The sequence below is a fragment of the Bifidobacterium sp. JNUCC 75 genome, from assembly GCF_054819865.1.
This window is the reverse complement of sequence record NZ_JBTHIF010000001.1, coordinates 2,147,350-2,160,481: the sequence shown is the minus strand read 5'-3', so window position 1 is coordinate 2,160,481 and position 13,132 is coordinate 2,147,350. Positions and strand designations below refer to the sequence as shown.

Here is a 13,132-nt window from a genome sequence, read left to right as displayed (position 1 = left end):
GACTACATTCTAGAAGCTTGAAGGGCTGTTACAAGGATGGCACGCGCACCAATCTCATAGAGGCGGTCCATTAGGTTGTTCACCTGGTCCCTGGGGACCATGGCCCTGACTGCCGCCCACTGCTTGTCATGCAGGGAGGAGACTGTCGGCGACTCGTACCCGGGCGTGATGCCTACAGCCATGGCTACACGCTCGACCGGGATGTCGTAATCCATCAGTACATAGCGACGGGCTGTCAGCACACCCTCCAGCCTACGGGACATGACCGCCAGCCGCTCATCATCCGGATCCAGGCGGGGCGACCTGATGAGAATCCCCTCCGATTTCAAAATGGGATCGCCGAAGACCCGAAGCCCGGCGTTGCGCAGGGTGGTGCCGGTGGAGACCACATCGGCGATCAGGTCGGCTACTCCCAGCTGGACTGACGACTCCACTGCCCCGTCCAAGTGGATCAGTTCAGCCTTGAGCCCTTTGCTGGTCAGGTAATCCTCAAGAAGCCGGTCGAAAGTGGTGCCGATCCGTTTGCCGTCCACGTCCTGCAAGGTGCTGATGGAGCTGTCTTCTGGAGCAGCGAACCTGAAAGTGGAAGCGCCGAATCCCAGCTGCGTGACCTCGACGGCCCCAGTACCAGAGTTGAGCAGAAGATCACGCCCCGTGATGCCCAGATCAATGGTTCCAAGGCCGACATAGACCGCTATGTCGTTGGGCCTTAAGTAAAAGAGCTGGATGTCGTTGTCAACGTCATCAACAACCAACTGCCGATCATTGGAGCGCAGACGATAGCCAGACTCTGACAGCAGCCTCCATGCGGGCTGGGACAACATGCCTTTATTGGGCACCGCGACCTTCAACACGGCAACCTCCTAGTTGCGGAAGCGAATCTACAGTGGGACAGGATTGGGGTCACAGGTACCTGTAGACATCCTCCAAGGTAATGCCCCGATCAATCATCATGACCTGAATGTGATACAGCAGCTGGCTCATCTCCTCAGCCGTCCGCTCCTTGCCCTCATACTCGGCGGCAATCCAGGTCTCCCCAGCCTCTTCATTGATCTTCTTGCCGATGAAATGCGTGCCCTTGTCCAGCTCGTCTACTGTCAAGGACCCTTCTGGGCGCTCCTTGGCCTTGGTCGTGAGCTCCTCAAACAACCCATCGAAGGTTTTCATCTGGCTATCTCCATTCTTCCCGCAAAACCTGTCAGTCCTTGTAGCTTACCTGCGCGGCCTGCCTGATCTGGTCAATGGCCTTGGCCGGGTCGTCTGCGCCGTAGACCGCGGAGCCTGCCACCAGGACATCGGCTCCAGCCTCTGCCACGATGGGAGCCGTGGTGGGGCTTACCCCGCCATCCACCTGGATGTGGGTCTTAAGACCGCGAGCGGTGATCTGGTTACGCAGGCGGCGGGTCTTAGGCATCTGATTGTTCAGGAACTTCTGGCCGCCGAAGCCTGGCTCCACGGTCATGACCAGAATCATGTCAAACTCTTCGAGAATATCGAAGATCGGCTCCACAGGTTCGGCAGGGCGCACGGCCAGGCAGGCCTTGACCCCCATGTCGTGCAGCTGGCGGGCCAGACGGACCGGGGCATGGACGGCTCCGGTATGGAAGGTGACAGAGGCAACACCCAGCTTGGCGAATTCAGGGGCCCAGCGGTCGGGGTCCTCGATCATCAGATGTACGTCCACTGGCAGGTCGGTCACTTTGCAGATGCGCTCCACCACGGGCTCGCCAAGCGTCAGGTTGGGAACAAAATGGTGATCCATCACATCCACGTGGACCATATCGGCATTGGCAATAGCCTTGAGATCCCGCTCCAGGTTGGCGAAATCGGCGGAAAGAATGCTGGGTGCTATCTGAATGCTCATGGAGATTATTCTATGTTGTACGGAAGACCGGCGGCACCGGTTTGTGGCTCAATTGCACAGGTCCCGGCCTTCTGGCAACCGAGCCCTGACCTACTTGCTCTGGCCCTCGGATTCCTGACGTACCTCTAGCTCGGTAATGGTCCTCAGCTTTTCGGACAGCAAGGAGGTCGGCTTGCCCTTGCGCGCTATGAGGACGAAGGCTGCAGCCGCCAGGAAGAAGACCGTCATGGACACCCAGACGTTGATCCTGACACCTAGGAATTCGTGGGCGAAGTCGATGCGAAGGGCCTCGATCCAGGTGCGCCCCAGGGTGTACCACATGACATAGAGGGCGAAGAGGGAGCCGGCCTTGAGGATGTTCACGGCCTTGTGGCCGATCCAGACCAGGAGGGCCGCACCAATCAGGTTCCAGATCATCTCATACAGGAAAGTGGGCTGGAAGAGGGTGCCGGTCGGACAAGTGGTCCCGTCATAGCACTGTTCGCTACTGCCGATGGCGGAACCTGCAGCGTCGATCTTCAGTCCCCAAGGCAGCGTGGTGGGAGCCCCGTAGAGCTCCTGGTTGAACCAGTTGCCCAGCCGCCCGATGGCCTGGGCCACCAGAAGGGCAGGAGCCACGCTGTCGGCCAGCAGGGCGGTCGGGTAATTCTTGTGACGGCACCAGGCCCAGGCTGCCAGAGCTCCCAGGAAAACCGCACCCCAGATGCCCAGGCCTCCGCGCCAGATGCGCAGGATGTCAGCTGGGTTGCCATCAGCTCCGAAGTAGCGTTCGGGGGTGGTGATGACGTGATAGAGCCTTGCACCAACGATGCCAGCTGGAACCGCACAGATGGCGATGTCCAGAATCTGGTCAGTCCGACCACCCTCCTTCTTCCACCGCCTGGTCGTAATCCAGGCAGCCACGATGATGGCCAGGAGCATGGTCAGGGCATAGAACCGGATGGTGACCGGCCCCAGATGGAAGCTGGATATTCCCGGCGATGGAATGTAGGCAAGCGTCATAAAGCCCCAATCTAGACCCTGGGCCTTACAGCCCCACTCACTTCCTGGCCTGGGAGATGCCCCAGCGCAGGTCGGAGCAAATCTCAGCCAGGGCCGCAAGAGCCTTTCTGCGGTCTTTCCGTGGTCTGCCCTCGTCATCCAGAAGACAGTGGACCAAGGCCGATCCGACGATTACCCCGTCTGCATAGGCGCCAACCTGAGAGGCCTGCTGGGCAGTCGAAACCCCGATGCCCACGCACACATAAGGAGCGCCCGCATGTCTGACTCTTGCCACCAGGTTCTGGGCCGAATTGGACATGCTGGTTCGTTCGCCGGTCACTCCCATTCGTGAGGTCGCATAGACGAATCCTCTGGCTGCTCGAGAGGTGATCTGCAGGCGTGTATCAGTGGAGTCGGGCGAGACCAGATAGACCCGGTCAAGCCCATAGCGGTCAGACTGCTCTATCCATTCCCCGGATTCATCGACAATCAAATCCGGGGTGACAAGCCCGGACCCGCCAGCCTCGGCCATGCGCTGGGCAAAGTCCACTACGCCATGATGGAGAATCAGATTCCAATAGCTCATGACCAGAGCCCTTGCACCGTCCGCCTGGACCTGGCGAACCGCATCGAAGACACCCTCGACCTTAACGCCATTGTCGATGGCGCACTTGCTGGCTGCCTGGATTACTGGGCCATCCATGACCGGGTCGCTATAGGGCAGTCCGATCTCAACGATGTCGACTCCGCTTTTCACCATGACCCGCATGGCCTCCAGGGATGTTGGCACGTCGGGGAATCCGTAGGGGAAGTAGCCGATAAAGGCAGGCCTGCCCTGCTGCCGGAGGGCCTGCAAGGTGGATGCCACCGGGCTGGTCGCGCGGCTGAACCCTTTGGGCTGGGCGGGGGCTTTTTGCCATTGCCATATCTGGTTGACCATCATCTGGCCTCCTCTTCCGCTTGATCACTCTTGCCGTGCCCGGCCTGGGCTTCCAGCGCACTGGCCTCCTGCTCGGACAGGTAGCCGAACCATCTGCCCGCAGTGGCCACATCCTTGTCGCCTCGGCCCGAGATGTTGATCAGGATGACAGGATTCCTGATTCCTTTGCGCAAAAGGTCGGTGGCCGCCTTGCTGGCTCCGGCCAAGGCGTGCGAAGACTCCAGGGCGGGGATGATGCCTTCGGTCCGGCAGAGGTCGCTGAAAGCCTGCATGGCCTCCTTGTCGGTTGCGTAGTCATACTTGACCCGGCCTATGTCGTGCAACCAGGCATGCTCAGGTCCCACCGAAGCGTAGTCCAGGCCGGCGGAAATCGAGTAGGTGTCCATGGTCTGGCCTTGGTCATCCTCCAAAAGATAGGACTTGGTCCCCTGGAAGACGCCGATCTGGCCTGTCCCTGGCGACAGGCGGATGGCGTGCTCGCCTGACTTGGGCCCGTTTCCACCAGCCTCGTATGCGTAAAGGGAGACTCGGGGATCATCCAGGAATGTGTTCATGATGCCGATGGCGTTGGAGCCTCCGCCGACGCAGGCCACAACCCCATCAGGATGGTCGATGCCGTACGCAGACAGCTGAGCGGAGGCTTCTTCGCCGATAATCTTCTGAAAGTCCCTGACGATGGTCGGGAAGGGATGGGGTCCTGCTACCGTGCCCAGCAGGTAGTGGGTGGACTCCACGTTGGTCACCCAGTCGCGCAGGGCCTCGTTGATGGCATCCTTGAGAATCCTGGTTCCAGTGGTCACCTCGACGACTTCGGCGCCCAACATTCGCATCCTGGCCACGTTCAGGGCCTGTCTGCGGGCGTCGACCTGCCCCATGTAGATTCGGCATTTGAAGCCAAGGAGGGCACAGACCGTAGCCGTGGCCACACCGTGCTGCCCAGCTCCGGTCTCCGCGATCACGCGGGTCTTGCCCATGCGCTTGACCAGGAGCCCTTGACCCAGGGCGTTGTTGATCTTGTGCGCGCCCGTATGGTTCAAATCCTCCCGTTTCAGAAAGACCCTGACCTGGCCGCCGACCCGATCGCTGATCAGCTTGGCGAACCGAGGCGCAGGCGTCAGAGCCGAGGGACGCCCCACATAGACCCGGTTGAGCCTATTCAGCTCCTCACGGAAGGCCGGATCGGCCTTGGCCTCCTTGTAGACACGCTCCAATTCGTCAAGGGCGCCAACCAGGGCCTCAGGTACATAACGACCGCCATAGGGGCCGAAATAGGGACCGTCATGGGTAGAGAGGGGCCTGGCCTCGGCAGCCTTGAATCGATGACCAGCCTGAACCAGCAAGCGAACCGTCCCCTCCTGGTCCTGGGAGGTGACCAGACCTTCTCCTATCAGGACTGCATCGGCCCCGGCCCGGGCGTACCGCTCCAGCTCGACCGTCCCGAACACTCCGGACTCAGCCACCTTGACCACGTCCTTGGGCAGGTTGGAAGCTAGACGGGCATACTGGTCAACGTCAACACTCAAGTCCTTCAGGTTGCGGGCGTTGATGCCAATCACCTTGGCTCCGGCCGCAATGGCACGCTCGATTTCCTGACGATCATGCGTCTCGACCAGGGCGGTCATGCCCAGACTCCCGGCCAGATCGAGCAGGTGCTTGAGGCGGGTGTCATCCAAGGCCGCCACAATCAGCAGGATCATATCGGCCCCATTGGCTCTGGACTCCCAGACCTGGTAGTCGGAGACGATGAAGTTCTTGTTGAGCACGGGAATGCCCACTGCCTGCCTGACCTGTCGCAAATCTTCCAAGGACCCCAGGAAGCGTCTGCCCTCAGTCAGGACAGATATGGCTGAGGCACCCCCGTTGGCATACTGTCGGGCCAGGGCAGCAGGATTTTTGATGTCGGCAAGATACCCCTTGGAGGGCGAGGCGCGCTTAATCTCTGCGATAATCGGAATGCCGACGCTCTCCCTGAGCAGTCGGGCGGCATCCAGAGGTTTGCGCTTCATGCTCCTGACCTGTTGCTTGAGGCTTTCCAAGGGAATCTTCTGTACCCGGCCCCTAGCATCCTCCACGGCGCCGGCCACCAGTTCATCCAAGACGGTCATAGAGCCCTTCCCTCCAGTTTTCTGTGTGTTCCCTGCAACAACCTTAGCGTCTTTCTGCACTGGATGGCCCTTCCTGACTCTGCATTTCCGCCTGAGTGCGATTGCCTTGCACTACCGGAAGCGGTCCGCCGGCTTCGAAGCACGACCTGGTCCCGGTATGGCAGGCCGCCCCTACCTGGTCCACCTCCACAAGAAGCGCGTCCCCGTCGCAGTCAATACTGACCCCCTTGACATACTGGACATGCCCGGAGGTGTCCCCTTTCCGCCAGTATTCCTGCCTAGAGCGGGACCAGAATGTGACTCTTCCTGTTGTCAGGGTCCGTCTAAGGGCCTCCTCGTCCATGTAACCGACCATGAGCACCTGGCGACTGTCATACTGCTGGACCACTGCGGCCACAAGTCCCTTGGCGTCCTTCTTGAGCCTGGCCGCTATGCTCGGGTCCAAACGCTCTTCCTGGTCCTTCGAAGACTGTGACATTGATCCTCATTCTCCTTTATTCAGCTAATTAATTCGGCTAGTTTGTCCGACATAACCTTGGCGATTGATTGTTCACGGTATGGGTATGGTTTCCCGATGGCTGCCAACAAGGCCTGCACAAGCCATGCACCGTATGGTGCCGAAATTCTTTGCGGGATTGGTTCAGGCCTGCCATCGAACCGGATACCCGGCCGCATGGAGCGCCTGCTTGACGTCCTTGATGGACACCTGGCCAAAATGGAAGACGGAAGCCGCCAGGACCGCATCAGCCCCAGCCTTGACCGCAGGAGGAAAATCGGCAGCCTTGCCTGCCCCGCCGCTGGCGATGAGCGGAAGGGATACTGCCTTGCGCACGTCGGCGATCATTTCCAGATCGAACCCTTGACGGGTGCCGTCCGCATCCATGGAATTGAGGAGAACCTCGCCGGCTCCGAGTTCCTGAGCCTGCTTGACCCAGTCAACAGCATCGATGCCGGTAGACTGGTGGCCGCCCATGGTGGTCACTTCATATCCCGAGGTAATGCCCTGTGCATTAGATCGGCGGGCATCGACCGAGAGCACCAGAACCTGGCGACCAAACCGCTGGGCGATATCGCCGATGACCTGCGGGTTGGCGATAGCTGCTGTATTGATGCCGACCTTGTCAGCCCCGGACCGCAGGAGAGTGTCGACATCCTGCGGGGTGCGCACGCCTCCGCCGACAGTCAGCGGAATGAAAATCTGGTCGGCAGTGCTTTTGACCAGGTCCACCATGGTGGCTCGCCCGCTGCCCGAAGCAGTCACATCCAAAAAGGTCAGCTCGTCGGCTCCCTGTTGGTAGTAGGCGGAAGCCAGTTCGACCGGATCACCCGCATCGCGCAGATTCTTGAAGTGGACGCCTTTGACCACACGGCCCTGGTCGACATCAAGGCAGGGAATGACACGAACCGCAACCGTCATGCGACCTGCCTTCCTGCCTGAACCAAATTGTTTGAGTCAAAACTTTAGCTTCTGCAGTGTCTGATGACTACCGCATGTCCACACTATGGCATGACAAGATTGCAAAACGCTAAATCAGGCCTGAAGCTTGACGGCCTTGGCTGCCAGCTGTCCGCAGGCGCCGTCAATGTCCGATCCGCGGGTGTCCCTCATGGTTGCAGTGATACCGGCCTTGTGAAGGATATCCAAGAAGCGCTGCTCATCCTCAGGCTTGGAGGCCGTCCAACGAGACCCCTCAATCGGATTCAGAGGTATGGGATTGACGTGCGCCCAGTCGTCCCCATAGTGGTTGAGGCGCTTGGCCAGAAGACGGGCATGCTCGGCCTGGTCGTTGATGCCTCGCATTAGGGCATACTCGATGCTGACCCGTCTGCCGCTGGCCAGGTAGTAGTCGTGAGCTGCATCCAGAACCTGGGTCGTGTTGAAGCGCCTGTTCATGGGCACCAGCTCGTCGCGCAACTTGTCGCTGGGGGCATGGAGGGAGACGGCTAGACGGACCGGAATTCCCTCTTTGGTCAGCTTGCGGATGCCGGGAACCACGCCCACCGTGGACACAGTGATGTTCCTGGCCGAGATGCCGAATCCCTTGGGCGGCAGGGCACTGATCTGCCTGACTGCGGACATGACAGCCCGGTAGTTGCCCATGGGCTCGCCCATCCCCATGAAGACGATATTACTCAGACGTCCCGGGCCCCCGGCAACCTGTCCGGACCTCATCATGTGAGAGGCGGCCCTGACCTGTTCCAGAATCTCGCCAGTCGACATGTTCCGAGTCAACCCAAGCTGACCGGTGGCGCAGAAGGGGCAGCCCATGCCGCAACCGACCTGGCTGGAAATACAGAGGGTGGCCCTGGAGGGATATCGCATGAGCACGGACTCGATTCTGGACCCGTCGAAAAGCTCCCAGAGAGTCTTGATGGTCGTCCCTTGATCCGCTTTCTGGACGGTGACTGGGGTGATCAATTCAGGGAAAAAGCGGCGAGCAGCCTCTTGACGACTGGCCGCAGGGAAATCCGTAAAGTCACCCGGATTGATGGACAGGTGATTGAAGTAATGGTTGGCCAGCTGAGAGACACGGAATTTCGGCAGGCCCAGTTGAGCGCAGACCTCCTGACGCTCCTGCTGGTCCATGTCCGTAAAGTGGCGCGGCGGCTTACCTCGACGTGCATGGTCGGCCGCCAGAACGTCCCTGAAGGCACCATCTTTGCCTCCGGGGGTGATGCCGGTTTCAGGCTCGGCACCGGTCATGTCGACATCTGTCATACCTCTACCTCATCCTGTATCAGCTACTCAACCCGCCAAAACTATGGAAAACACGTACAGTCAATTCCGATTACAGACCAGTGATCAAAAGGACCAGTGTGATGAATGGTGCGGACATGAGGATGGAATCCACCCTGTCCAGCACTCCGCCGTGGCCCTTGAGCAGGTGGCCCATGTCCTTGATCCCCAGGTCTCGTTTGATCAAAGATGCGCTCAAGTCGCCCAAAGTGCCAGTGGCGCCGACCATGATGCCCATGAGCAGGGCGACCCACCAGATCCGCCCCCAATCCGCCATAGGATAGGTGGCCGCAAAGATGACCAGAGCGCCGACCAGACAGCAGAGCATGGAGCCTAGGAGACCCTCCAGGGACTTGCCGGGAGAGATGCGGGGCGCAATCTTATGCTTGCCGAAAAGCGAGCCGAAGAGAAGTCCGCCGATGTCGCTCAGGGCAGGCAGGAAAATCACCATGAAGGCGTGCGCGGCAGGATGCCCGCCGAAGGTAGTGGGCAAGGTTATCAGACAGGCCAGGAGGGTGATGTAGACAACAGTCAAAAGAGTGACGCCCACATTGGCAAGGCTGCTTAACTGGCTCTCCGCTTTTGCAGCACCGTAGGAGGCATCGACCATGGTCTGTGCATCCTTGCCCGACAGCTTGGCATTCACCGCCTTGAGCAGACGGCCACCCAGGCGATGATTGCGAGTGGCCGCAAGAGCCCCGATCAAGGCAGTGACCAGAACACCAGCGGTCATGACCACCACGTGGTCCGGCGCGTAGAACGAGGCCAGCATGGTGGCCGCCGAGCAGATCCAGAGCTCTATCACCGGTATATGCAGACCTGCTGTGGCAAAGTCCACCCTGAGCTCCCAGAGACCCAGGGTCATGAAAATCACAATCAGATAGATGAATGCGTCGATTCGCACAAGGATGCAGGCCAGGATGATGACGACCAGAAGCGCGCCAGTGGCCACCGCCTGCGGCATGTTGCGCCCGGTCCGCTTGTTCAGGGTTTCGACGGCATCCTGACCTGTCTTCTCAGCGGAGCTTTCCTTGGTACTCATGAACAGTGGATCCTCCCAGGCGAATCAGACCTCGAGGATTTCCTTCTCCTTCGCATCCAGGAGCTGGTCGATCATGTCGTTCTTCTGCTTGGTGACGGTCTCCAGCTCCTTCTGCAGCCGGTTGCCCTCATCCTCGCCCAGATCGCCATCCTTGACCTTGCCCTCCAGCTCTTCCTTGACCTTACGTCGAATGTTGCGGACAGCCACCTTGCCCTCCTCGGCCTTGTTCTTGGCCAGCTTGACATAGTCCCGGCGACGCTCCTCGGTCAGCTCGGGCATGGTGACCCTGATGACGTTGCCGTCACGGCTGGGGTTGACGCCCAGGTCCGAGTCGCGGATGGCCTTCTCGACTGCGCCTGCCTGAGAGGGGTCGAAGGGGGTAACGGCCAGGGTGCGGGGTTCCGGGACGCCAATGGATGCCAGCGACTTGATGGGCGTCGGAGTGCCGTAGTACTCCACCATGATGTCGTTGAGGAAGGAGGGGTTGGCACGCCCGGTCCTAATTCCCGAGAAGTTCTCCTTGGTCGCCTCGATGCTCTTGTCCATCTGCCTTCCGGCCTGGTCCACCACTGTGGTCATGATCTGCTCCTTGCTGTATGGACCATCCGCCTGTACGCGCGAGGTCCGTCATTCTTATACTCTACGGCCATGGGGCCTCAGGGGCCAAGCGGCGCGGGGTGTGTGCCCGCAACCGGTCACACGGTACGATCAGGACCGCCGTGGACCAAGGTGCCCAGGCGCTGACCTTTAAGCGCCCCGGTCACGTTGCCTTCACCCTCCAGTCCGAAGACGCGTATGGGCATGTCATTGTCCCGGGCCATGGACAGCGCTGCTGCGTCCATGACGGCCAGGTTGTCCACCAGGGCCCGCTGGTAGCTCAGATTGGTGAACATGCGCGCAGAAGCCTGCTTGTGCGGATCAGCCGTATACACACCGTCCACGCCGTTCTTGCCCATGAGGACCTCGACGCAATGTATCTCCAAGGCCCGCTGGATGGAGACCGTGTCGGTTGAGAAGTAAGGCATGCCGGATCCGGCGCCGAAGATGACCACGCGTCCCTTCTCCAGGTGGCGGATGGCCTTGAGCGGAATGTAGGGCTCGGCCACCTGGCCCATGGTGATGGCTGTCTGCACCCTGGTGGCCTGACCATCCTGCTCCAGGAAGTCCTGCAGGGCCAGGCAGTTCATAACCGTACCCAGCATGCCCATGTAGTCACCGCGCGAACGTTCGATTCCGGCCTGACTGAGCTCGGCTCCGCGGAAGAAGTTGCCACCGCCCACCACGATGGCCACCTGAACGCCGCCCTGCACCGCCTGGACGATCTCCTTGGCCACCCGCTTGACCACCTTCACGTCAATGCCGACCTCGCCTCCCCCGAAGGCCTCTCCGGAGAGCTTGAGCAGCACACGACGAGGCGATGCTTGGTTTTGCGCTGAATCGGATCCGGTCATAAAAGCCCTTTCTCCAGACATGATGACGGGCGGTATACGCCGCTAACAGGGTATCCGTGCTAGGCGACAACCCCTCTTGAGCAGACCGAGGGGATAGGCCCTGGGAACTGACTTAGAACAAAAGAAGGGGAGCGGCTACGAAAGCCACTCCCCTGCCATCAATGCCGAACGTTTGCCGGTCCCTTAGACAAGATCAAGCAGACGACGCAAAACATTGCTGGCTACTTACTACTCCTCGTCGCCCTTGCCGACCTCGAGACGGGCGAAGGCCAGAGCCTTGCCGCCTGCCTGCTTGAAGAGGTCACCAATGGTCTTGGATGTGTCCTTGACGTACTGCTGCTCCAGCAGAACGGTCTCCTTGAAGAAGGCGTTCAGACGTCCCTCGACGATCTTGGGAATGATTTTCTCGGGCTTGCCTTCGGCCTGGGACTTCTCAGTGGCCACGCGACGCTCGGACTCCACCACATCGGCGGGCACATCTTCGCGGCTGAGCCACTTGGGGCTCATGGCGGAGATCTGGAGGGCCACCTCATGGGCGACCTGGGCGCCGGCCTCATCAGTGGCGATCATGGCCACGATGGATGGGGGCATCTCCACAGACTTGCGATGGGCGTAAATCTCTACACGGGGACCTTCGACTCGGGCCACCTGGCCGACCTTGACGTGCTCATGGAAGAGAGCACCAGCTTCCTCCACGGTCTCCTTGACGGTGCCTGACTTGGATGGAGCGGCATCGACCTGCTCGGCGTTGGAGGCATCAGCCTTGGCCACGTCATCGATGACCTCCTGGCCGAACTCGATGAACTGAGGGGTCTTGGCCACGAAATCAGTCTCGGAGTTGAGCTCGACGGCGTAGCCGATCTGACCCTGTCCGCCCTCGATGACGGTGGAGGCGATCAGGCCCTCCTGAGCCTTGCGGCCCTCACGGGCGCCTGCGGCCTGGATGCCGGTGGCGCGGATGATCTCCTTGGCGCGGGCCATGTCGCCCTCGGCCTCGGTTAGGGCCTTCTTGACGTCCATCATGCCGGCGCCGGTCTGGTCACGCAACTCCTTGATCAGTGCAGCGGTGATTTTTGCCATAAAACTCTCCTATCTGGTCTTTCCTGAATGCATCATCTAGACGCCAAAGTTCAGGCGGCCTGATCGGCAGCAGGGGTCTCCTGCTGCTGTTGCGCGGGCTGCTCGGCCTGGGGAGCCTGGGCGGTCTCCTGGGCCTGCTCCTGCGGCTGTCCATCCTTGTTCTCCAGCAGATTCTTCTCCCACTCGGCCATGGGCTGGTCAGAGGCCTCCTCGGTCTTGGCGGCCTTGCCAGAGCGCTCCAGCAGACCGTCAGCCACGGCATCGGCCATCAGCCGAGTCAGCAGCTCGACGCCGCGAATAGCATCGTCGTTGGCCGGAATAGGGTAGGTGACAAGCTCAGGATCCGTATTGGTGTCCACCAGGGCCACGACCGGGATGCCCAACTTGTTAGCCTCGGAGACCGCCAGGGCCTCCTTGTTGATGTCGACCACGAACAGGGCCGAAGGGGTGCGGCTCATATTGCGGATGCCGCCCAGCTGACGCTCCAGCTTGTCCTTCTCGCGCCGCAGGAGCAGGAGCTCCTTCTTGGTCAGTCCCGAGCCATGCACGTCGTCGAAGTCCATCTCCTCCAGCTCCTTCAAGCGGCCGACCCGCTTGGTCACGGTCTGGAAGTTGGTCAGCATGCCGCCCAGCCAGCGCTCGGAGACGTAGGGCATGTTCACCCGGGTGGCTTGAGCTTTGATGGCCTCCTGGGCCTGCTTCTTGGTCCCCACGAAGAGCACGGTGCCGTTGTGAGCCACAGTCTGCTTGATGAAGTCATAGGCTTGGTCGATCAGACCGAGCGACTTGAAGAGATTGATGATGTGGATGCCGTTGCGCTCCATCAGGATGTACTGCTTCATCTTGGGGTTCCAACGACGGGTCTGGTGTCCGAAGTGGACGCCGGCCTTCAGCATTTCGCTCATGGTGATCTGTGCCATGTCCATACCTTT

At 60.3% G+C, this 13,132-nt stretch carries 14 protein-coding genes; all 14 read right to left on the bottom strand.

Annotated features, from left to right (window positions below):
* Positions 1–2 precede the first annotated feature (2 nt).
* Entirely contained in the window at positions 3–854 is an 852-nt protein-coding gene (hisG, locus tag ACVWNW_RS08605; RefSeq protein ID WP_198190767.1) for an ATP phosphoribosyltransferase, read from the bottom strand.
* A 49-nt stretch (positions 855–903) separates the two neighbouring features.
* Positions 904–1,167, bottom strand: a complete 264-nt coding sequence (locus ACVWNW_RS08600) for a phosphoribosyl-ATP diphosphatase (RefSeq protein ID WP_046322855.1) — start codon at positions 1,165–1,167, stop codon at positions 904–906.
* A 31-nt stretch (positions 1,168–1,198) separates the two neighbouring features.
* Positions 1,199–1,864 carry a ribulose-phosphate 3-epimerase gene (gene rpe / locus ACVWNW_RS08595; protein ID WP_198190766.1) on the bottom strand — a complete coding sequence of 222 codons (666 nt, stop codon included), beginning with the start codon at positions 1,862–1,864 and terminating at the stop codon, positions 1,199–1,201.
* Between the two features lie 90 nt (positions 1,865–1,954).
* Positions 1,955–2,866: a prolipoprotein diacylglyceryl transferase gene (lgt, locus tag ACVWNW_RS08590; RefSeq protein ID WP_198190765.1), complete on the bottom strand. Its 912-nt coding sequence runs from the start codon at positions 2,864–2,866 to the stop codon at positions 1,955–1,957.
* A gap of 37 nt (positions 2,867–2,903) precedes the next feature.
* Positions 2,904–3,785: a tryptophan synthase subunit alpha gene (trpA, locus tag ACVWNW_RS08585; protein ID WP_198191114.1), complete on the bottom strand. Its 882-nt coding sequence runs from the start codon at positions 3,783–3,785 to the stop codon at positions 2,904–2,906.
* Entirely contained in the window at positions 3,785–5,890 is a 2,106-nt protein-coding gene (gene trpB, locus ACVWNW_RS08580) for a tryptophan synthase subunit beta (RefSeq protein WP_144176996.1), read from the bottom strand. Before trpB ends, trpA begins: the two co-directional genes overlap by 1 nt.
* A gap of 43 nt (positions 5,891–5,933) precedes the next feature.
* Complete coding sequence (hisI, locus tag ACVWNW_RS08575; protein WP_046322851.1) at positions 5,934–6,368, bottom strand: phosphoribosyl-AMP cyclohydrolase; 435 nt, start codon at positions 6,366–6,368, stop codon at positions 5,934–5,936.
* A 162-nt stretch (positions 6,369–6,530) separates the two neighbouring features.
* Positions 6,531–7,307: an imidazole glycerol phosphate synthase subunit HisF gene (hisF, locus tag ACVWNW_RS08570; RefSeq protein WP_198190764.1), complete on the bottom strand. Its 777-nt coding sequence runs from the start codon at positions 7,305–7,307 to the stop codon at positions 6,531–6,533.
* Positions 7,308–7,421: 114 nt separating this feature from the next.
* A complete protein-coding gene (gene rlmN, locus ACVWNW_RS08565) occupies positions 7,422–8,609 on the bottom strand; it encodes a dual-specificity RNA methyltransferase RlmN (RefSeq protein WP_415873492.1) in 1,188 nt (395 codons plus the stop codon).
* A gap of 70 nt (positions 8,610–8,679) precedes the next feature.
* Entirely contained in the window at positions 8,680–9,669 is a 990-nt protein-coding gene (locus ACVWNW_RS08560) for a phosphatidate cytidylyltransferase (RefSeq protein WP_198190763.1), read from the bottom strand.
* A 24-nt stretch (positions 9,670–9,693) separates the two neighbouring features.
* On the bottom strand, positions 9,694–10,248 hold the full coding sequence (gene frr, locus ACVWNW_RS08555; protein ID WP_046322848.1) for a ribosome recycling factor: 555 nt from the start codon (positions 10,246–10,248) through the stop codon (positions 9,694–9,696).
* Between the two features lie 116 nt (positions 10,249–10,364).
* Positions 10,365–11,120 carry a UMP kinase gene (gene pyrH / locus ACVWNW_RS08550; protein WP_198190762.1) on the bottom strand — a complete coding sequence of 252 codons (756 nt, stop codon included), beginning with the start codon at positions 11,118–11,120 and terminating at the stop codon, positions 10,365–10,367.
* A 228-nt stretch (positions 11,121–11,348) separates the two neighbouring features.
* The gene (tsf, locus tag ACVWNW_RS08545; protein ID WP_110412759.1) at positions 11,349–12,200 is read right to left on the bottom strand and encodes a translation elongation factor Ts; all 852 of its coding nucleotides are present in this window, start codon (positions 12,198–12,200) and stop codon (positions 11,349–11,351) included.
* 50 nt (positions 12,201–12,250) lie between these two features.
* Positions 12,251–13,120, bottom strand: a complete 870-nt coding sequence (rpsB, locus tag ACVWNW_RS08540; protein ID WP_046323753.1) for a 30S ribosomal protein S2 — start codon at positions 13,118–13,120, stop codon at positions 12,251–12,253.
* Between the last annotated feature and the right edge of the window lie 12 nt (positions 13,121–13,132).

What these genes read in the sequence shown, in the direction of transcription:
- ACVWNW_RS08600 (WP_046322855.1), bottom strand. Translation starts at nt 1,167, where the DNA reads ATGAAAACCTTCGATGGGTTGTTTGAGGAGCTCACGACCAAGGCCAAG.
- hisF (WP_198190764.1), bottom strand. Translation starts at nt 7,307, where the DNA reads ATGACGGTTGCGGTTCGTGTCATTCCCTGCCTTGATGTCGACCAGGGC.
- frr (WP_046322848.1), bottom strand. Translation starts at nt 10,248, where the DNA reads ATGACCACAGTGGTGGACCAGGCCGGAAGGCAGATGGACAAGAGCATC.
- ACVWNW_RS08560 (WP_198190763.1), bottom strand. Translation starts at nt 9,669, where the DNA reads ATGAGTACCAAGGAAAGCTCCGCTGAGAAGACAGGTCAGGATGCCGTC.
- pyrH (WP_198190762.1), bottom strand. Translation starts at nt 11,120, where the DNA reads ATGACCGGATCCGATTCAGCGCAAAACCAAGCATCGCCTCGTCGTGTG.
- hisI (WP_046322851.1), bottom strand. Translation starts at nt 6,368, where the DNA reads ATGTCACAGTCTTCGAAGGACCAGGAAGAGCGTTTGGACCCGAGCATA.
- rlmN (WP_415873492.1), bottom strand. Translation starts at nt 8,609, where the DNA reads ATGACAGATGTCGACATGACCGGTGCCGAGCCTGAAACCGGCATCACC.
- rpe (WP_198190766.1), bottom strand. Translation starts at nt 1,864, where the DNA reads ATGAGCATTCAGATAGCACCCAGCATTCTTTCCGCCGATTTCGCCAAC.
- trpB (WP_144176996.1), bottom strand. Translation starts at nt 5,890, where the DNA reads ATGACCGTCTTGGATGAACTGGTGGCCGGCGCCGTGGAGGATGCTAGG.
- trpA (WP_198191114.1), bottom strand. Translation starts at nt 3,785, where the DNA reads ATGGTCAACCAGATATGGCAATGGCAAAAAGCCCCCGCCCAGCCCAAA.
- rpsB (WP_046323753.1), bottom strand. Translation starts at nt 13,120, where the DNA reads ATGGCACAGATCACCATGAGCGAAATGCTGAAGGCCGGCGTCCACTTC.
- tsf (WP_110412759.1), bottom strand. Translation starts at nt 12,200, where the DNA reads ATGGCAAAAATCACCGCTGCACTGATCAAGGAGTTGCGTGACCAGACC.
- lgt (WP_198190765.1), bottom strand. Translation starts at nt 2,866, where the DNA reads ATGACGCTTGCCTACATTCCATCGCCGGGAATATCCAGCTTCCATCTG.